Annotated in this window: 12 protein-coding genes; 2 read left to right on the forward strand and 10 right to left on the reverse strand. The window is 66.4% G+C overall.

What is annotated here, in order from left to right:
- Window positions 1–543: 543 nt before the first annotated feature.
- Window positions 544–2,253 carry a hypothetical protein gene (locus ABH937_RS34240; protein ID WP_370220500.1) on the reverse strand — a complete coding sequence of 570 codons (1,710 nt, stop codon included), beginning with the start codon at window positions 2,251–2,253 and terminating at the stop codon, window positions 544–546.
- A gap of 866 nt (window positions 2,254–3,119) precedes the next feature.
- Here ABH937_RS34240 and ABH937_RS34245 point away from each other — a divergent pair.
- Entirely contained in the window at window positions 3,120–4,238 is a 1,119-nt protein-coding gene (locus tag ABH937_RS34245; RefSeq protein WP_280694399.1) for a hypothetical protein, read from the forward strand.
- A 109-nt stretch (window positions 4,239–4,347) separates the two neighbouring features.
- On the opposite strand, the gene sbnA is transcribed toward ABH937_RS34245, so the two are convergent.
- The 9 genes from sbnA to ABH937_RS34290 all read right to left on the reverse strand — a co-directional run bounded on the left by sbnA (window position 4,348) and on the right by ABH937_RS34290 (window position 18,218).
- On the reverse strand, window positions 4,348–5,334 hold the full coding sequence (sbnA, locus tag ABH937_RS34250) for a 2,3-diaminopropionate biosynthesis protein SbnA (RefSeq protein ID WP_280694398.1): 987 nt from the start codon (window positions 5,332–5,334) through the stop codon (window positions 4,348–4,350).
- A gap of 37 nt (window positions 5,335–5,371) precedes the next feature.
- A complete protein-coding gene (gene sbnB, locus ABH937_RS34255) occupies window positions 5,372–6,430 on the reverse strand; it encodes a 2,3-diaminopropionate biosynthesis protein SbnB (RefSeq protein ID WP_280694397.1) in 1,059 nt (352 codons plus the stop codon).
- Complete coding sequence (locus tag ABH937_RS34260) at window positions 6,427–7,431, reverse strand: TauD/TfdA family dioxygenase (protein ID WP_280694396.1); 1,005 nt, start codon at window positions 7,429–7,431, stop codon at window positions 6,427–6,429. Before ABH937_RS34260 ends, sbnB begins: the two co-directional genes overlap by 4 nt.
- A 255-nt stretch (window positions 7,432–7,686) precedes the next feature.
- The gene (locus ABH937_RS34265) at window positions 7,687–10,203 is read right to left on the reverse strand and encodes an amino acid adenylation domain-containing protein (protein ID WP_280694394.1); all 2,517 of its coding nucleotides are present in this window, start codon (window positions 10,201–10,203) and stop codon (window positions 7,687–7,689) included.
- Complete coding sequence (locus ABH937_RS34270) at window positions 10,200–12,818, reverse strand: Pls/PosA family non-ribosomal peptide synthetase (protein WP_370146966.1); 2,619 nt, start codon at window positions 12,816–12,818, stop codon at window positions 10,200–10,202. Before ABH937_RS34270 ends, ABH937_RS34265 begins: the two co-directional genes overlap by 4 nt.
- Before the next feature lie 1,339 nt (window positions 12,819–14,157).
- Window positions 14,158–14,640, reverse strand: coding sequence for a transposase (locus tag ABH937_RS34275; protein ID WP_370220501.1), 483 nt, complete (start codon window positions 14,638–14,640; stop codon window positions 14,158–14,160).
- A 1,282-nt stretch (window positions 14,641–15,922) separates the two neighbouring features.
- Complete coding sequence (locus ABH937_RS34280) at window positions 15,923–17,140, reverse strand: hypothetical protein (RefSeq protein WP_280694392.1); 1,218 nt, start codon at window positions 17,138–17,140, stop codon at window positions 15,923–15,925.
- 227 nt (window positions 17,141–17,367) lie between these two features.
- The gene (locus ABH937_RS34285) at window positions 17,368–17,706 is read right to left on the reverse strand and encodes a hypothetical protein (protein ID WP_280694391.1); all 339 of its coding nucleotides are present in this window, start codon (window positions 17,704–17,706) and stop codon (window positions 17,368–17,370) included.
- Window positions 17,637–18,218: a DUF6444 domain-containing protein gene (locus ABH937_RS34290; protein WP_370146972.1), complete on the reverse strand. Its 582-nt coding sequence runs from the start codon at window positions 18,216–18,218 to the stop codon at window positions 17,637–17,639. Before ABH937_RS34290 ends, ABH937_RS34285 begins: the two co-directional genes overlap by 70 nt.
- Window positions 18,219–18,758: 540 nt before the next feature.
- On the opposite strand from ABH937_RS34290, the gene ABH937_RS34295 reads away from it, so the two are divergent.
- Entirely contained in the window at window positions 18,759–19,034 is a 276-nt protein-coding gene (locus ABH937_RS34295; protein ID WP_370146970.1) for a WhiB family transcriptional regulator, read from the forward strand.
- The last annotated feature ends 158 nt before the right edge of the window (window positions 19,035–19,192 follow it).

The raw sequence follows: 19,192 nt of genomic DNA on the forward strand, positions 1-19,192 counted from the left end.
GGATACCCTCCAGGCCGCTCCCGCCCGGGGGCGTGCGGCTGCCGCCGCCCGGCGGGCCGGCATGACGCGCCGGCCCGCGCCGCGTCATGGCCTGCCGGCCCAGAGATCCATGAGCAGTGGCAGCAGGCTGTCGACCAGCTCGCGGGCGGCCGTGCCGATCTGGTTGATCCATCGGGTGCGCTCCGCCTCCAGGCGATCGCGCATCACGTCGCCCGTAGCAGCCGGCACCTCCGCTTGCAGGCGGGCGGCGGCCAGGATCGTGAGAGTGGAGTGCTCCGACCGAAGCTCGCAGGCTGACGCACCGTCAGCCTGCCCATGGTCCCCGGAACCAGGATTCCGGTCGTGAGCTGCGCTTTTACCGGCTTGATCGGCTACACCACTCCAGGGGACGCGGCCGTCTCGAGTGGGGTGAGGTATCCGAACTCGAGGTGCTTGCGGAGCCTGGTGCGGTCGTGAGCAGTCACAATTGAGCAGCAGAGTTCCCCTGGGTCGCCGGCGCCCGCTGGGCCGGGGCAGCAGGCAACTGCGCAGGTCCCCAACGGATCACGAGAGTCCGGGATTTCCATGCCGCTGCTGCTCGTGCTCCACCGATGGTTGGCTGCGCCGCGGTGAGGGGTTTGGCTTGGGCAGCGAGACGTTGGGCTGCAGGTCCTCAAGTCTCTCCAGTGACGCAGCCAGCCGGTCGCCAGTAGACAAGGGCATCTCCTGGCGCTTCGAAGGCGTCTCCCGCTCCATGTCCTTCTGATCCGGGGCCGGCTTCTGAAGCCTCTGCGGCTGCGCCAAAGGCGCAGGGGGGCGTACCGCCCGTTCCGTCGACTGCTCAACCGCTACCGGCTGCTGCACCGGTTGTTGCGGCCCCACCCTTGCCGCTGGCTGCACTGGCCCAGGCGCCGGCTCTGGTTGCGTCTCCTGCCCGATATTCCTGGATGGCCGGGGCCCGCCGAAGAGGCTCTTGATTCCGCTCGAGAATTTTCCGAAGCTATTTTTGGCTAACTCTTTCAAAGGAGCGCGAGCATCGTAAATTCCTTTACCGACAACTGCCCCTGCAGAAGCCGCAGCAAGGCCACCTATCGCAATGGCAGCGGGCGGGGCAAACACGGCCGCCAAAACAGCCGCAGAGCCAATAGCTACCGCCCCGGCCCCCGCCGCAATCGGGTGCTTCTTGGCCCAGCCCGCAAGGCTCGAAATCGAGTTCTTGATGGAGTTCTTGAACTCGTCCCATGCAATGTTTCCCGGCCCGCGCTGCCCATGTGCCTCGGGTGCCTGGGCGGCTACTGCTGGAAAGCCGATGAATTTATCCCCGCCCCGGCGCGCTTCCCAAAGATTAAATTCGCGCAGAAGGTCCCTCCCCGAAAGATCATCGGCTCCTTCGATGCCAATCTTGGCTGCCTGTTCCCTCGCCGATTTGAGGTACCGCTGCGAAAAAGCGTCTTGCATGTCGGCGATCCCAGGCCCCGGTCGGCCTCGGCCGTTCCCTTCGACTTCGAGCGTTCCCGCAAGGAGTGCCATGCACTCCCTGGCATTTTTGATATCTTCTTCCCCTAGCACCGCATGCATATGATGCTGCGGGGCGGGTGCCGGCTCCGGGTTTCCCTGTCCCCTCTCGGTGATTCCAGGAGCCTGGTCCTGCCCTCGAACCTCTGGAGGTTTCTCTGGGCTACTGGATGGGGATCCGTGCTCCCCGTCTCCCGGATAGGCATCCGCCGGTGGTGGCGGCGGTGGCTCCTCGAGGTGGCCCGAAGCCGATAGCGACCGATCACCAAGAGCATCATCAAGACTTTCAGGATCGCCGGGCTGCCCCGGCGGCGGCTGCGGCCTGAATTGAGGGTGTTCTGGATGCAACGGGCCAACATCTAGCACATCCTGCATCCACTCGCGGATTTCACCAATGTCCGCCTGCAGGGCATTGGATCTGTCGACCCCATTCTTTGCCGCTTTTCGAACTGCGGCATACAGGTCCGCCCCCTGAATGTCAGCCAATCCATTTGGAATATCGCCGTCTTGAATCAATTCATACTTTCTGGCTTCGCCAAGAAGGCTGCGGGCATTCGCCTCGTGGTCTTTCTGCTCGACCCCCTTTTTATCATCCGGTCTCGCGGGATACCTGTCAGCAAACCTACCCGTGCGAGCAGTGAGATCCAGCCCCCGTAGGCGATTAATCGTGTCAAGCTCGGCGGCCATAGCATCCTGACGCCTTTGCGCATCCGAGAAGGGCGATGAACCCTGGTCCTGCGCGTCATGCGGGGTAGTCATGCTTCCCATCTCCTCGAGCGGTGATCTCGCTGCAATCTCGTGCCTCTGTCGTTGCGTCTCGATTTCTCTTCGCGCCTTTGACCGGCGCGAGGACATGAACTGGTCAACTATTTCACTCTGCTCCCCGTACGGGAACGGGGAGAATACGTAGTGGAGCCGGGTTCCACGGGCCTGGTCCGGGAATGGCGAGGTGGCCTTTTCTCGGTGCTCGGCCAGGCGCTTACCCAGGTCAGGTGGGGCGGGGCAGGACCTGCAGGCGGCGGAACGCGGTGACGATCTCGTCCGCCCAGGGCCAGGTTGATGGGATCTTCAGCCCTCGCTTGCGCTGGCCGCGCACGAGGACGGCGGGTTCGCGGCGCACGAAAACCCGGTGTCCGGCGGCGGCCGACCTCGATGCCTGGGTCCGGCTGCGGGCCCTGCACGACATCGACGGCCTGGCCCAGGTCGAGCCCGACACCATGCGCTTGCGGCGTTACCACCTGCCCGCCCGCCTCGCGACACACGCCCGCCGCCGCTGGCTCCGGATCGAGCTGGCAGCAGCTCACCGACCTTCCGACCGGCGCCTGACGCCCGACCCTCGCTCCGACGATCAGAAGGGAGCGCGCTCCCGGGCCCGTGGAACCCGGCGTCCCCACAGCGTCACGCGACGGCCCGCCTCGATGACATCGAAGACATTTCGGGCGAACCGCCGAGGCATCACCGAGCGGAAGCAGCTGACGGATCGAGGCCAAGCTGGATCAAAGTAGTAGCCGACCACAACTAAATGAGGTGGCAAGGTCTACCTCCAAACCGCTACTAATTTATGACACGGCGACAAGCCGTGAGCAATATCAATACTTGTACAGAGTGCCGAGTGGAGAGAACGAATGAATAAGTCACTGGCGCTGGCCGCGGTAGCGGTCACCATTTCCACCGTCGGGGCAGCCGCTCCTGGGGCTACCGCAGCGGCCCCTTCCTCTGCCTCCTGCCTTCCCGGCGGTCTCTACGCCTTCGTGGTCAACGCCGACAACCCGTCGGGGGCGAGGAGCAGCCTGGCAGTACTCGACACCACGTCGCACGAGGTCGTCCGAACCACCACTGGCCTGGGCCTGAACCCCTCGTCGATTGCCATCACCCACGACGGGAAGAAGGCATACGTCGCGAACTTCGGTGGCCTGCCCCTCAACCCCGTTGACCCTTCGACTCCCCCGCAGACCGTATCGGTGGTCGACACCGGGACAGGGAATGTTCTGGGCGCGGTGGCCGTCGGGCGCCAGCCTGTTCAGGTCGCGCTGACGCCCGATGGCCGCTATGCCTACGTGGTCAACTCCGGCACGACCGAGGACCCGGGAAGCATCACGGTGATCGACACGGCGAGCGACCGCGTGATCGACACCATCAGCGACGACGGCCTCCTCAGCCCCGCGGCGATCGCTTTTGCCCCCGACGGGACGCACGCCTACGTCACCAGCGCGGCCAAGAGCACGCTGGCGATCATCGACACCGCTGCCCGCAAGGTCACCTCCAGTGTCGGCCTCGGTCCGCAGGGCCGGGATCCCCAGGGCGTCGCTGTGGCTCCCGATGGCCGACAGGTGTACGTCGCGGGCAGCGTGAGCAGGACGGTGATTACCGTGGATGCGGCAACGGCGCGTGTCTCCGGCGCGCCTATCAAGCTGCCCGGCTGGGGGCTGCCGGAAGGTATTGCGGTCACCCCCGACGGCAGCCGCGCCTATGTCACGGAAGCGGCGTCCGACGAGGTGGCCGTGGTCGACACGGCAACGGCCACGGCGTTGCCGAACACGATCACCGTTGGTCGTAATCCGATGACCGTGGCCTTCACCCCCGACGGGCGCCAGGCCTACGTCGCCAGTTCTCTGGGCAATCCGCGCGGGCTCTCGGTGATCGACACTGCCACCAACACGGTCACCGCAGCGGTCAACACCGGAAGCGGTCCCTCCTCGGTGGCGTTCGCCGCGGTGCCGGCCGACGGTACCTGCCAACGCTGACCTCGGGCGTCCTGGGGCTGCGGTACGGGGGTGCCTTCAACGGGCCTATACGAAGGCACCCCCGTCCACCGTGTCACGGGGCGTGGCGGCGGCTGCACGGCTGTGGTGGTCAGGGTTTGCGGGCGTCGATGGTCAGTTCCTCGCTCCGCAGCAGGTGTCCGCCGTAGAGGTCCTGCACCCAGTTGGTTTGGTAGATGGTGTCGAGGTAGCGTTCGCCCAGGTCAGGGGCGATGGCGACGGTGGTGAGGTGCTGCGCGTCGTGCCGGCTCAGCCAGTTGGTCGCGCCGCTGACGACGGTTCCGGTGGAGCCGCCGAAGAGGAATCCGTGTCGCGCCAGGTGGTGGCAGGTGCGGATGGTGTCCGCCTCCTCGACCTGGATGACCTCGTCGACGTAGGACTCGTCCAGGATGGGTGGGCGCACGCTGGTCCCAAGGCCCGGGATCATCCGGGGGGCGGGTGGGCCGCCGAAGGTCACTGAGCCGACGGTGTCCACCGCGATGATGCGCGCGCGGTGGTGCGAGTCGCGGAAGTAGCGTGCGCAGCCCATCAGGGTGCCGGTGGTACCGGCTCCTACGAACAGCACGTCCAGGTGTGGGAACCGTCGGGCGATGGCTGGTGCGGTGGTGTGGTAGTGGGCTTTCCAGTTGGCTGGGTTGGTGTACTGGTTGAGCCAGACGTACCGGTCGTCCGCGGCGCACAGTGCGCTGACGTGGTCGATCCGTGCGCCGAGCAGGCCGCCGGTGGCGGATGGTTCGGTGATGATGTGGACTTGGCTGCCGAGTGCTTCCATCAGGCGTCGGGTGGACAGGTTGCAGCGGGTGTCGGTGACGCACACGAAACGGTAGCCCTTGCTGGCGGCGATCATGCTGAGGGCCACGCCGAGGTTGCCTGAGGAGGATTCGACGAGGGTCGATTCCGGGGTGAGGGCGCCGCTGTGGATCGCGGCTTCCACCATGGCGCTGGCGGCCTTGAGTTTGATCGAGCCCGCGAAGTTGACGCCTTCGCACTTGAGGAAGACGCGGTGGCCGGTCATGGGTCGCAGGTCGACGTAGAGTTCTTCCTCGTTGAAGTCCATGGGAGCGGTTATGACGCCCATGGCGTCCTCCTCTCGTCGGTCGCGGTACGGCGCTTGTTCACCCGTACCTGCGCAGTTCGTGGAAGAAGTCGGGGATGACGTGGAGTTCTCCGGAGCTGGTGACCGCGTCGTAGACGTATTTGCCGACGGCGAGGTCGAGGACGCCGAGTCCGAAGGGGGAGAACACCACGGTGCGGTCGTTGGGGACGGTCACCTGCCGCGTGACGACGTCGTTGAGGGTTCCGGTGATGAAGTCCCTTGTGCCGGTGAGCTTTTCGGCGAGATGGGGCGAGGTGTCGGCCTTGAGGCAGTGGTCGATGTCGTCCACGAAGTTGGCGCAGGTGAGCAGTGCTTCGGGGGCCAGGTCCCGCAGGGAGACGTGCAGCACGACGGGGTGGTGGTCGAACCATCGCACGTCGTGGACGTGGGGCGTGCCTGCGATGGTGGCGAAGACGATCAGGTCGCTGCGGCGGATGAGTTGTTCGGGATTGTCGTGCACGGTGAGCGCGGCGCGGGCCCCTGATTGTTCGAGGTAGGTGCGGAAGCCGTCGGCGCTGTCGGCGGACAGGTCGTGGACGCCTATGCTCTCGAAGGTCCAGCCGGTGCCCGCCAGGTAGGTGTGGATGTAGCGGGCGATCAGTCCGGTGCCGAAGAACCCGATGCGGGTGGGGCGTTGCCGGGTTCGGGTGAGGTGGTCGGCGGCGAGTGCGGCTGAGGCGGCGGTGCGGGTGGCGCTGATGATGGAGCTTTCCAGGCAGGCGAAGGGGTAGCCGGTGGCGTGGTCGTTGAGGATCAGCACCGCCGAGGCCCGCGGGGTGCCCGTCGCGACGTTCTGCGGGAAACTGGAGATCCACTTCAGTCCGTCGACCCGCAGGTCCCCGCCGATCGAGGCGGGCAGCGCGATGATCCGCGACGAGGGCCGGTCGGGGAACTGCAGGAAGTACGAGGGCGGGTTGAGCGTTTCTCCGTCCGCATGCAGCCGGTAGGTGGCTTCGACGAGTTCCGTGATCTGTTTTTGTCGGCCGTGCAGTGCCTGGTGGACCTGGGTGCCGGTGATCACCGCGAACGGTGGTGCCCCGGCTGGCTTTTCGGGCCCTGACGCAGCGTGTGTGGTCACGGGGCGGTCACCTGCGTGGTGGGGCTGCAGTGGGCCAGGCGGGTTTTGTCGGTCATGGCGACGACCACTTCGCGTGGCCCTTCGAAGGGTTCCCTGCCGTGTGCGGTGCGGATGTTGTCGACGATGAGCAGGTCGCCGTCCTGCCAGGGCTCGCGCAGCGTGTGGTCCTCGTAGACCGCGTTCAGGAGTTCCACGATGTCCTTGTCGATCGGATCACCGTTGCCGAAGCAGGTGTTGAACGGCAGTTTGTCGGGGCCGTAGACGTCCAGGAGGTATTCACGCACTTCGTCGCCGATGGTCCATTCGTTGAGGAAGGCGACCTGGTTGAACCAGCAGCGCCGGCCGCTGACCGGGTGCCGCAGCACGGCACTGCGCCGCTGGCGGGTGCGTAGTGCGCCGTCGGGTTGCCAGTCGAAGTCGATGGCGTTGGCCCGGCAGTAGGTCTCGACCGCCTGGCGGTCCTCGGTGCCGAAGACCTCGGCGACGGAGGCTCCGATCTCCTCGTTGTAGGTGCGGGTGAGTAGCCAGCCGTCGCGTTCGAACCGCTCGACCAGTGCGGCCGGCAGCGCCTGCAGCACCGATGGCGCGTCGGCCACTGTGGTGGCCCCGCCGCTGGCGGGTGCGGTCAGGCAGGCGAACAGCATCAGGGCGGGGAACTCCAGCCGGTGGCTCAGTTCGTGATGCATGCACATCGGCTGGTTCTGCGGCCACTTCGTCGAGGAGTGCACACCGTTGCCGTACGGCAGCCGGGGGGCGAAGGGCTCCGCCTCGGGCAGCAGTGTGCTTCCTATCTCCTGGAAGACAGCGCCGGCTCCCGCGGTGTCGAGCAGCCCCAGTCCGCGGACCAGCACCGAGCCGTGCTCGGCGACGACGGCGCGCAGCGCGTCCCGATGCGTGGCTGCCCACTGCCGGGTGGCGCCGAGGGCTTGGGCTCGCAGCAGGGGCGGTTTACCCGGGCTGACTTCCACATTGAGCGCGAGGTTCAGGGGTGATGATGACATGTGTGGTCCTTTTCGTGGGATGGCGCGTGTTCCTTCGGGCCTAGCGTGGTGTGACGGCTTGTCGGTGGTTGCGCGCCTGTTCGGTCCGCTTGGTGGACGAGGGAGGTGATCGGGCGTGACGCAGAAGCAGGCCGCGCCCGATTGACCTGTCGTTGGTGGCGATCGGCCCGACCGGGGTGATGGTGAGGCGCCGGCGGCAACGGAGGCTTCCCCGCAGGGGCCTGCCACGTCTGGGCGGTGGGAGAGATGAAGCCATCATCCCTGGTCGAAGCCGTGTCCAGGTTGTCGTCCGGCATGGGCATCAGGGTTCTTGTCGACCAGCTCGGCCAGGTCCGCCAGGATCGGGCGGTGGGTGATGTCCTTCAAAGACACCGCGCGGTCCAGGGCGATGGCCAGCTTCACCGCCGACAGTGACGTGCCGCCCAGGTCGAAGAAGTGGTCCTGCCTGCTGATCCGGTTCTCGGGCACGCCGAGAACCTTCGCCCATGCTGCCGCCAGCCGCTTCTCGGCCGATGTGCGCGGGGCCTGGCAGGTCCCGTCGGGGGTGTCGAGTTGCGCTGCGAGGGCGGTGAGCGCCCTTCTGTCGATCTTGCTGTTGGCGGTCAGGGGCAGTCGTTCGCGCCAGTTGAACGTGGTGGGAACCATGTACGCGGGCAGTGTCGCGCCCAGACGCTCCCGCAGGATGTCGCTCTCCAGCGGCTGGGGTGCGTGGTAGAAAGCCGCGAGGTGCTTGCTGTGGTCGATCCGTTCGGCGATCACCACGGCGCAGTCTCGGATACCGGGTACGCGAAGGAGCGCGTTCTCGATGTCGCCGATCTCGATCCGGAAGCCGCGGATCTTGACCTGGTCGTCCTTGCGGCCGAGGAACTCCAGTTTGGCGCCCGGCAGCCAGCGGCCGATGTCGCCGCTGCGGTAGAGCCGTTCGCCGGCGCGGTGGGGGTCGGTGGTGAAGGACTGGCGGGTGCGCTCGGGGTCGTTGACGTAGCCGCGCCCGACGCACACTCCGGAAAAGACGATCTCCCCGGGGGCGCCCAGCGGCACCGGTGAGAGGTTGTCGTCAACGATGTAGACGCGGGCGTTGGGGACGCAGGGGCCCAGCGGGACGCGGTCGCCGTCCGGGGCGTGGTCCATGACTTCGTGGTTGGTGTCGTCCGACGTCTCCGTCAGGCCGTAGGCATTGACGAGTCTGATTCCCGGCTTCGCGGCGAACCAGCGTTGCACCAGTTCCTTCTTCAGTGTCTCGCCGGTGACCGATACGCATCGCAGGTGGGGCAGTTCACGCGGATGCCGTTCCAGGTGGGAGAGCACCGCTTCCAGATACGAGGGCACGACCTGGAGCACCGCGACGCGTCCTTGGGCGATCTTGTCCATGAACCGGTCCACGTCCAGGATCACCTCCTGCTCGATCAGCAGGGTCCGCCCACCGACCAGCAGGGCTGCGAGCAGTTGCCACAGCGAGATGTCGAAGCACTGCGGTGCCGTCTGCGCGACCACCTGCCCTTGGGAGACCCCCAGGTCGCCGACCTTCGCGTAGAGATGGTTGAGCATCCCCGCGTGCTCGCACATCGCGCCCTTGGGCTCACCGGTGGAACCGGAGGTGAAGAAGACATAGGCCAGCCGATCCGCCGCCACCTCGACGCCGAGGTCATTGCCGGCGTGACCCTCCTCCAGAGCCGCGTCGATGAACAGCGTGCGCACCTGCGGCAGCGACTTCAGCGCCTGGTCGAGGGTGGTGGTGCTGGCGGGCTCGGTCACCACCAGTTCGCACTGCGCGCGCGCGAGCATGGCCGTGATCCGCTCGCCCGGGAAATGCGGTTCGATGGGCAGGTAGACACCGCCTGCCTTGAAGACCGCGAGGACGGCGGCCGCCCAGTGCAGGGTGCGCTCGGTGACCACCGCCACGACGTCTTCGGCGCCGAGCCCTCGTGCCAGCAGTGCCCGCGCCAATGCGTTGGCGCGTTGGTTGAGTTCCTGATAGGTCCACTGCCGTTCGCCTCGTACGACGGCCACGGCATCGGGGCGTGCCCGTACCTGCTCCTCGAACAGCTCGTGGAAGCGCCGGTTTGGCAGCTCGCGGACCGGACCGGCCAACTGCTCCAGTTGGAAACGGCGCTCCTCGGCTGACAGCAGACTCAGCTGTCCGTGCACGGCGTCCACGCCGGCCACCATCAACGCCAGCGCCACCTGGTGGTAGCCCGCGATCCGCGCGGCGAAGTCCGCGTCCAGGGCCTGCGTCCGGTACCGCAATCGCAGCGCCAGGTGCTCGCCACGCCGGGTGAACGCCACCGACAGCACCGTGTTCTGGGCGAGTTCGCCGCCGTGGCCAGTTGCGCTGAAGAGCGACGTGAGCACCGGCTGCGTCAGGCCGAGATCGCGCAGCATGGCGTCCAAGGGGAAGTCGCGGTACGTGCGCAGTCCTGATGCCGTGCGGTGGGCTTCGAGCAGCAGCGCCCGCCACGAGGAGGGCCTGGTCGTCAGGCGGCACGGCAACGCCGCTGCACCGGGCGTCAGGACGTAGCCGGTCACGACCTCCGGCTCGCCAGACAGTGCCGCGAGAACCTTCGCGTGGGCGGCCAGGAGCACCGCGTCGAAGGAGACCGCGCACGCATCGGCCAACCGGTGCAGTGCCGCTTCGAGATCGGCGGCGATGACGTCCTCGTGCTCCGCAACTGCCTGTGCTGGCTTGCTGATCCAGTGGGCAATCGTGGTGGGGTGGGCCGCGGCGAGCATGTCACGCCAGAATTCCCGTGCACTGCCGGGTGGGTTGATCATGGTGACTTCACTTTCTCGTCGTTGCCTTGGTGCCGCACGGGCGATGCGGGTCGGATGCCGCCCTGCTGCCTTCTGTGTGCCGCCGCCACGACGTCGAGCCGCCGGGGCCCTGGCGTGCGGGGGCTGTGGCCGGCGGGCGCTCGCGTCGCGGTGGCGGGGTTTCCACCCCAGTGGGCGTGCGCGGGCACGTCCTCGCCCTTCATGAGGAAGGAGTCGGCGGCCAGTACGGCACTCTCGCCCATCGCCACCCCGTAGTGGACGAGCGCGCCGACACCGATGGTGCAGTGGGCTCCGAGCACGATGTGGTCGGACTTGAACGTGCCGTCCTCCTGCGAGTGGCACTGGAGCTTGCTTCCGGCATTGAGCACGCAGTCGTCCCCGATGGTGATCAACGTGCGCTCCGTCAGATAGCAACCGTCGTCGAAGACCCGCTTGCCGAGCCGCACGCCCAACAGCCGCCAGAGCACGTTCTTGAACGGTGTGCCGTTGAAGACGGCGAAATGTGTGTCCGGGACCTTCCACAGGCGCTCGTGCCGCCAGAAGTACGGGTCGTAGATGGAACACACCCGCGGCCGCAACGGGCGCAAGCGGGTCAACCAGCGCTCCACGATCGCGAAGTACACGGCTGTGAAGCCGAGGCCGGCCACCAGCAAGACGGTGTCCAGCAGCTGTCCGAACGCGTCGTCGCGTCCGATGGCGGCCAGGGCGAGCGCGGTGAGCACGAAGAAGTCCAGCCACCGCAGGAGCAGGAAGATGCCCATGGTGTGCAGGTTGTGGCGGTTCTTCGCCCTGAGGCGGTGGCGCAGCTCCTCTTCGGCCCGCAGGCCCTCGAAGCGGGTGTCGCGCTCCACCGTGCGGGGGATCTCGAAGCACGGCGAGCCCAGCAGACCCACGTCTTCACGGATCTCGCCGTCGAGCGGGACCATCGCCTTCGTCGCCAGGAGAACATTGTTTCCTGTCCTGCCTTCCGGTGGGTAGGCGATGAAGTTCCCGAGGAAGTTGCGCGCCCCGATGCTCGTCCGGGACACCCGAAAGGATGTGCTGGAGTAGTCCGCGTTCATGATCGACAGCCCGTCGGCGATCATCGTCCCGCTGCCGACCGCGCTCAGGTATGGGCTCTCGTGCTGCACCGCGCCGCCGAAGTTCGAACCCGTCTGCTCCACCTGCGACAGGTCGTACCCCAGGCAGGTGAGGTAGTGGACGATGTAGGAGCTGTCGCCGAAGAGCCAGATGAAGAACTTCAGGTTGGTCATCCGCGCGGCCGTTCGATGCATCGCATAGCGCGCGCCGTACAGCGGATAGGTCCGCCCCGGTTCGATCACCAGACGCGTCAGCCGCGGAACGGTGAACAGCACACCGAGTCCCGCAACGACGAAGCCGAAGAACAGCACGGCGGACAGCAGCAGTGTGTCCAGGTAGAACGCGCAGGAGGTCGGCGACTGCGCGCCGGCCCCCTCCAGCAGCGGCAGGTCGTTCAGCAGGACGTACAGGCCCACAAGCGTCAGCGGCACCGTCACCAGGACCGTCTTGAGCAAGGTGAACACGGCGAACGCACACCGCCGCACACCGCCGCACACCGCGGGTGCGACCCTCAGGTAGTTCAGCTCGGTACGCCCCGCGGGCGACCCGTGCCAGCGCTCGCCCGCGGGTACGGCCTGCCCGCTGTGCAGCGCGGACGTGTGACCCAGCTGTGCGCCGTCTCCCATCGACGTGTCGATGTCGAGTACGGTCCGCTCACCGATGAACACATCCCGGCCCAGGGTGACCGGCCCGGCCTGGATGCACCCGGCGTGCGCCCGATAGCACAGCAGGAACGCGTCCTTGCGTACGACCGTGCCCGCGCCAACCGTGAGCAGGTCGGTGCACACCGGAACGGTGCGGGTGAGGATCGTGACCTGCCTGCCGATCCGCGCGCCCAGTGCCCGCAGGTACAGCACGTACAGCGGACTTCCGACGAACAGGACCATCGGGTTCGTGTGCACCAAGGACTTGACGATCCAAAAGCGCAGGTACGCCAGGCTCCAGACCGGGAACTCACCGGGCTTCCAGCGGCCTATCAGGATCCACTTGGCCACGACCGGGAAGACACACAGTCCGATGAAGTAGGCCCCGCCGAAGGCCACCGCGCGCCCGTAGACGGCCGCCAGGCCCTGCCCGGATGAGACCCAGTCGTAACCCCGCGTGGTGGCGAGCGCGGTGAGGTAGGAGTACGCGAGGAAGGCGACGAACTGCAGCGTTCCGCACAGGATGTACCGCGCCGTGCTGCCCGGTAGCACCGGGTCGGGCGGCGGTGCGGGCGCCGCCGCGGTGGGGGCAGGCGCGGCGCCGGCAAGCGCGGCGGCCAGACTTCGCACGCTCGTGTGCCGGTAGATGTCCTTCATCGACACCGGCGGCACCTCACCGCGCTTCCTGACGCGTGCGCAGAACCGGGCCATCACCATGGAGTCGGCGCCGAGCTCGTCGAAGAAGTGGCTGTCGACGGACAGCCGTTCGATACCCATGATCTCGGCCAGCACCGAGGCGTAGACCGTCTCGACATCTCGCGCCGCATCCGCGCGGATCTCCTGCGTAGCCGGCTGCTCGGGGACTGGGACATCGGCGGGTTCTTCTGCCACGTGAACTCCTCAGGGCGAGTGTCGTGTCTTCGGCACTCACTTCTCGGTTTGGCAAGGTGGTTGCTGCGCAGCCGGCGACGGCGCGGGCCACGGACGCCGTGACGGGCGCTTTGTCGAGTCGCGTGGCCGGACCTGCGGGCACCTGGCGCTCATGCCGTGTCGCGATGGGCGCCCACGCGCTGGTGCCTGAGGTGTTCGGTAGCCTCCACGCCTGACGCCGAGCGCTGCCTGCCGGCATCGCGCCGGCGTCCTGACCCGCACGGGGATCGCGGCGCCGCCGGTGCCCCGGCCCTCGCGACGCCGCGCCGTGTGCAGATCGCCATGGCCACCGCCACTGCTGTGCCACCGCGGGCCGCAGGGCTTGCGGATGCTCCGGCGGCTGACGGTCCGGCTCTTTGCTGCGCTGCTCCACCGTGTCCGGGTGCACCGTGAACCAGCGGCTCAGCGACGCCCGCTACAGAGCGCTGCGTCAACGTCGCACACGCGGCCTACCGCCCGATCTGCGCCCCGCACCCGGACGCAGCTGCGGTACCAGCCGTCGGACCAACACGTGTGCCACAGGTACTCCTCGTCTCTCTCCACCAGCCCGGCCCGGACCACGACGACCGACGGCCACGAACCCCACCCGGGCCAGGACCCGGCACGGGCCGACCGGACTGATGGCCTGAGCATGACATGCGCTCGGTGGAACCGGCGCCGGAGATCCACAGCCTAGGCATCACCCACAGGGTCCGTGGCACTACTTTGCGCCATCATCATCGGCCACTGCCGTAGCAGCCGACGCCTTCTCGCCCCACCCGCCCGACACAATGGCCGCACCCGACCCAAAGAACCGCCAAGCGGACCGTTCGCCCACCCCCTGCCACCAGTTGCCAACCGCGCCCCGAACCGCCACCCACCGCGCTGGCGCCACGGCTAATTTCCTGACCAATCGTCAAAAACATTTCCCAGAAAGCACCTCCCCCCCCCAGCGACCCAGCGGCAGCGCCCGCGGCAGCAGCACGCAATATTGGCCTGGACCCACCCGAACGCCCCCCGCCCCTGCCCCACCCGCCGACCGCCGGCCCGACACGCTCCACCCCGGCCCCAGCGGAAAGCACACACCCTCAGCCGCAGACCGGCAGGAACCCGACCCGCACGCTCACCACCCGCGCCCGCCGGCCAGAGCTCCCCCACACAGCCGGCCAGTGCCGCCACACCAACGAGCAGGGGTGCGCTCGCTCCCCGCAGCACGGACCGCAACGGCCCAGGAACCACCAGCCCCCAATGACATCCACCAACGCCGGTACGCCCCGCGCCACGCTCTGCTTCCGGCAGCGTCCGCAACCACCGGTAGAACTCAAACCGCATCCAGCTGACGGGTGCGCCAGTTGGCCATGCCTTCCAGGACCCGGTCGCTGATCGTCGAGACGGTCTCCTTGCTGGTCGCCATGCTGTAGACCTCGGCCAGGTGAGCGACGATCTCACCCGCGGTCAAGCCCTTCGCGGTCAGCGAGATGACCAGGGTGTCCAGGCCCTCGGTGCGACGCGAATTCCTTGGCACAACCTTCGGCTCGAAGGTCCCGGCCCGGTCCCGCGGGACCTCCAGCGTGACCGGCCCAGCCTCGGTCATCACCGTCTTGGCCCGGTAGCCGTTGCGTGCGTTGCCGCCCTTGCGCGCACTGCGACCCGGCTCGGCGCCGGCCAGGTGCTCATCCACCTCGGCTTCCAAGGCCTCCTGGAGCAGGTGCCAGGTCAGCTGCTGCAGCAGCCCGCCCTCACCCAGCAACTGCATCCCGCCTCCCCTGGCCTGCTCGGCCGCCAGCTCGGCAACCGACGCCACCACATCCGACCCGCCAGTGTTCTTCCTCGGCCCCATGTCCAAGGCATCGGCCGATCCCACCTCCGGCGAAACCGCTCCGCCAGGAACCGACCCGATCTGGTGATCCGTCAGCGAGCTCCTCAGTGACTCCCTTGATCAGGGCGTCCACCGAATTCATGACACTCCCCTCGCCGCATCGGAACGTCACCGTTGTCGCCCGGGAACTGGTACTACAGCGGCAGATCATGTGACTGCTGATCGGTTCTGTCGTTGAGCGGTCATGCTGGTGGATGTGACGGAGGAGCATCTCGGCGGGTGGGCCGAGGAGTTGGCTGTTCTGCTGGGTGGGCTCGACCATCTGTTCCGCGGCCGCAGCCGCGGGAGGTGTTCGCGGACCTGGTCGAGGGCTTGCTGTCGGACCTACGCCGGAAGAACGCGTGGACGATGGCCGCACGGGCGGGCCATGTCACGCCTTCGCGGATCTAGAAGTTCCTGAACGCGCTGTCGTGCTCGGCGGATGCGCTGCTGGACGAGCCGCAGGCGTACGTGGCCGAGCACCTGGGCGATCAGGCCGCGTCGCTGGTGCTGGACGACACCCAGGTGCAGAGAAAGGGACCAAGTCCGTCGGCGTCGCCCCGCAGCACTGCGCAGTGACCCGCGACGTGCGGAACTACGTGGTGTTCTTGCAGGTCAGCGCCCTGTATACCTCGCGGGCGATGTACCGCTTGAGGCAGCGGATGATGTCCTTCTTCTGCAGCCCTTGAGCGGTGCGGCGCGCGATGTACTCGCGTGTTCGCGGATCCTGGCGCATCCGGACGACGGCGATGGGTTGGAGGGCGGCGTTGGCGGACCGTTGCCGCCGCGGTTGAGCCGGCGCCGGTCCCGCCGGCTGGAGGAGGCGGGGAGTGGGGCGGCTGCGCACAGATGGGCGAAGGCGGCCTCGGAGCGCAGGCGTTCGGGGTTGTCGCCGACGCGGCCAGGAGGCGGGCGGCCGTTTCGGGGCCGACTCCGTTCACAGCCAGCATCTCCGGGGCGGCTTTGGTCGCGAGTGCGATCAACTCGGCGTTGTATTCGGTGATTTCGCGGTCCAGGTCCTGGTATCGGCGGGCCAGGCGGCGCAGGGTGAACTTGGACGCTTCGGTCGGGTCGGTCAGGTCCTGGGCTGGCCGGAGCCGGGCGCATGTGGTGATGCGGTCGGCTGCCGCTCCATGGACCGCCCCTTACAGCGTCCTCGGACTACCGCGTGGCTCTTGAAACGGCCGTGGCTACATCCGCGACGAGAACCAAATTGAATAAGATCAAGCTATTTTATATGAGGTGACGTTCTCTTCTGCATAGGGTCCAGTGGTCCAGACTGATGAGGTGTGGCCCTCTGGGTAGACGTTTTGTGGGCACTCGGGGCGCTGATGCCACGGTGGCCACGTATCGCCAGATTGCGAATGCCTGTCTCTATTTTCTGAAGGGTGCTTCTGGTATTCGTTGGCGGCTTGAGCTGGCGGCTTATATCATCCAATAGATTTGCCCTAACGTCCTTATTTTCAAGCGCCTTTGGGGTGTATTTTCCTGCGGTTATTAGATTTTTTTCCGCCAGTGTCCCAAGGTGTTGATTTGCGACGTTCGCTTTCAGCAGTCCTCCACCTCCAGGGTTCATTTCGATTGATGCAAAGTGGGTATAAACGAGCTTGAGGAGATTCCTGTCGTCGCCCGTCGCGCCGCCCGTACGTGCGGCCGCGTCCATGATGCCGCCGGTCAGCCCTGAGGTTTTGGGTATGGTCTTCAGGTTCGCAAGCCTCTCCGCGGCGTCCTGGGAGCCAGCGGTCAGCCCTACGGTGGGCTCTTTCAGGTTCGCAAGCATCTCTCTAGCGGTATGCCCCTGGAGAATCCTGTCAATTCTTCCCTTGTACGCCGGGTGGTCGACTTGGAAGTCTGTCAGTACATCTTTCATGACACCCCGAAGTTTGGAGCGGTCCATGGACCCTGACTGCCCATATCCCATGCCCTGAAGAATTGACTTAGCCTTCCCCTGGAGCTCCTCATCCTTTGCGTTCGATGTCGACTGGGATCGGTTCCCGCCCAGTCCCGCCGCCTCCTTGTCGAGGAGTTTGAAACCTGCCTCGATCTCAGCTAGGGCAACATGATTTTTGAGGGAATTCTCATTTGGCAATACGATACGGGCGTTTTCCGCCGGCTGGTTCGACCTTTGGGTCAGGTCCTTTTGCATCCCTCCCGCGGTTTTCAGGTGAGAGAAACCGCGGTCCGCTAAAAACTTATCTCCCTCTTTGCATATTTCCTTGTACGACCAATTTTGGCCAGGATTTCCCTGCCATCCATTTTCCATGAGTGCGCTCTGGAGTGCCGCATTCTCCTTTCCGCCACGATTCCGAAAGCCGGACTGGTCGCCTTGGTAATTATCTTGCTTGAGCTCCTTGCGGACACTGATGAGAGTGTCGATGGCCTTCCGGACTTCTAGGGCATTCTTTTCTGTGATCATTCCCGATGCAGTCTCATGGGCGTCTGCCATTTCTCTCTCCTTGGGCTGGCCATTAGAACCCCGGAGTTCAGATAATCGTCCGGAGAAAGCAGTTGATAGATCGGGGAACGTGCTTAATTTTGTGCTGATGTTCCGTTGGCCTCGATTTGTCGGGGCGGTTGAGTCGCTGACGGGCTCGGTGGTTCGCCCCTCTCGTCCCTCGTGATCGGGGGGAGGCGGGCTGATTCAAAGTCGTGGTGATCATGTTGTGGTGCAGGTCATGGGATGTTCAGGAGGTCCAGGGGTCGGGGGAAGGGTTGGTAGGAGACGTCACCGATGGCGGCGGCGATGTTGGTGTGTTCGGCCGCGCGGAGCAGGTTGATCGTCAGGTCGTGGAGGGTGGCCGCGTTGGCGGGGCCGTGGCCGGTGCGGATCTTGGAGGCGTCCTCGGCGGAGGTGGTGTCGCGCAGGGAGTGGGGTCGGTTCTCGACCGTCTGCTGGGATCGGGCGATTGGGGCGAGCCGCTCGGGAGCAGCGTCGCAGCTGGTCAGGTCCGTGATGGCGTAGACCGTTTCGCGGGTGCGTTTGCCTGTGCGGGTGTCGGTGCGGTGCCGCACGATCCGTGCGGCCTGGACGGCGTGGGGGGAAGTCGATGCCCAGGTTCGTGAAGGTGAAGGACCTCAACGACCCGGGTCTGCAGCCGGCCGTGGCCCGTGGTGCGGTGGTAGAACTTCGCGCTCGCCCGGCCCCAGGGCTGGAGACGGAGCTGCTCGTACAGGCTTGGCTGGTTCTTCTTGACGGTGAGGACGTGGTGCGCCTGCTTGTCCTGGACCAGGTGGCGGGCGTGGGCGCGTTGGATGTGCGGGGCGTCGGCGGTGACGACACCGGCCAGGTCGTAGGGGGCGAGCAGGGCAGCGACCTTCGGCTTCGGATTCTCCGTCGGGCGTCCGAAGACGTCCGAGGAGCAAGGCTTGGAGGAGTTGCCGCTGTCGCGGATCAGCCGGCGCTGCAGTTCCGCCACCCGCGCGGTCAGCCTCGCGTTTTGTTCCTCCAACTGGGCACACCGCTCGACCAGCGCCGAATTCTGCTCACGCAGCAGCCCGATCAGCGCGATGCACTCCAGTCCCATCAGGACCGCCTCGGTCACCTCCCACAAGGTCTGCCGGGACTCGCGGCGTGGGACGCAGTTCGCCGCAAACCCCATGAACGCCCCGAAGAAGTCCCGCCACACCGCCTGCGCTACGGTGGCCTCCACCGCCGCCGCGCTCTGATTCTTCGTCACCAAGGTCATGATCGCGGTGGCGGTCCCCATGGCCGGGAGTGCCCTCGGCAGATCGCTGACCAGCGGAGACTCGGCGCTTACCGCGAACTACAGCTGGCGTGATGGAACCAGCGGGTTGGCGCAACTCGTTCAAAAATATTGATAAGTGGGTTGGCCCCAGGTGGTCGTCCCACTCGGATACCGAGCACGTAACGCGCATCGAGGTTGCCGCGCTGGGCAATTGGTGTGCGACGCCAGGAGTTTCGGGTCCCCCTGCCCGGATCGGCCGGGCGTCCGCGGACAGCGGCGCTGCGGCATACTCGGACACAGTTGATGGCCTCCGCCACCTTGTGCAGGTGAGCGAGCGGAGCGTATCGCCGTGGCTGAGAAGTGGATCGTTGCAGCGTGATGGCCAAAGAGATCAGACGATCGGTTGAGGAGCTGTATCAGCGGATCCGGGATCACGCGCAGGCTCGGATACCCTGCCGTGCCATGGACCCGGAGTTGTGGTTCACTGACGATCTCGCTGGCCAACGGGTGGCCGCGGCGTGGTGCAGGCTCTGCCCCGTTCGTCGTGAGTGCCGTGAGGCGGGCCGCCGCCTGCAGGCCACGCACGGCGTTTGGGGAGGAGAAGCTCCGCGCGACAGACGCCGCGCGGGCCACATCTTCCCGACTGCCCAGTGATGTGGACACCTAGGTTCAATGGGATGTGGTCGAGAGCCAGGGCTTCAGCCCCCTCAACCGCGGCCGACACCCAGCATGACCCGACAGTCCCTCAACTGCCCGAGAGCGGCCAGAGGCTACCGCCAGCGTGGGGCTCGGCCAATCCAAAGCCAGAGGTG

Origin of the sequence: Kitasatospora sp. GAS1066B, from assembly GCF_041262605.1 — a bacterium.
GTDB lineage: Bacteria > Actinomycetota > Actinomycetes > Streptomycetales > Streptomycetaceae > Kitasatospora.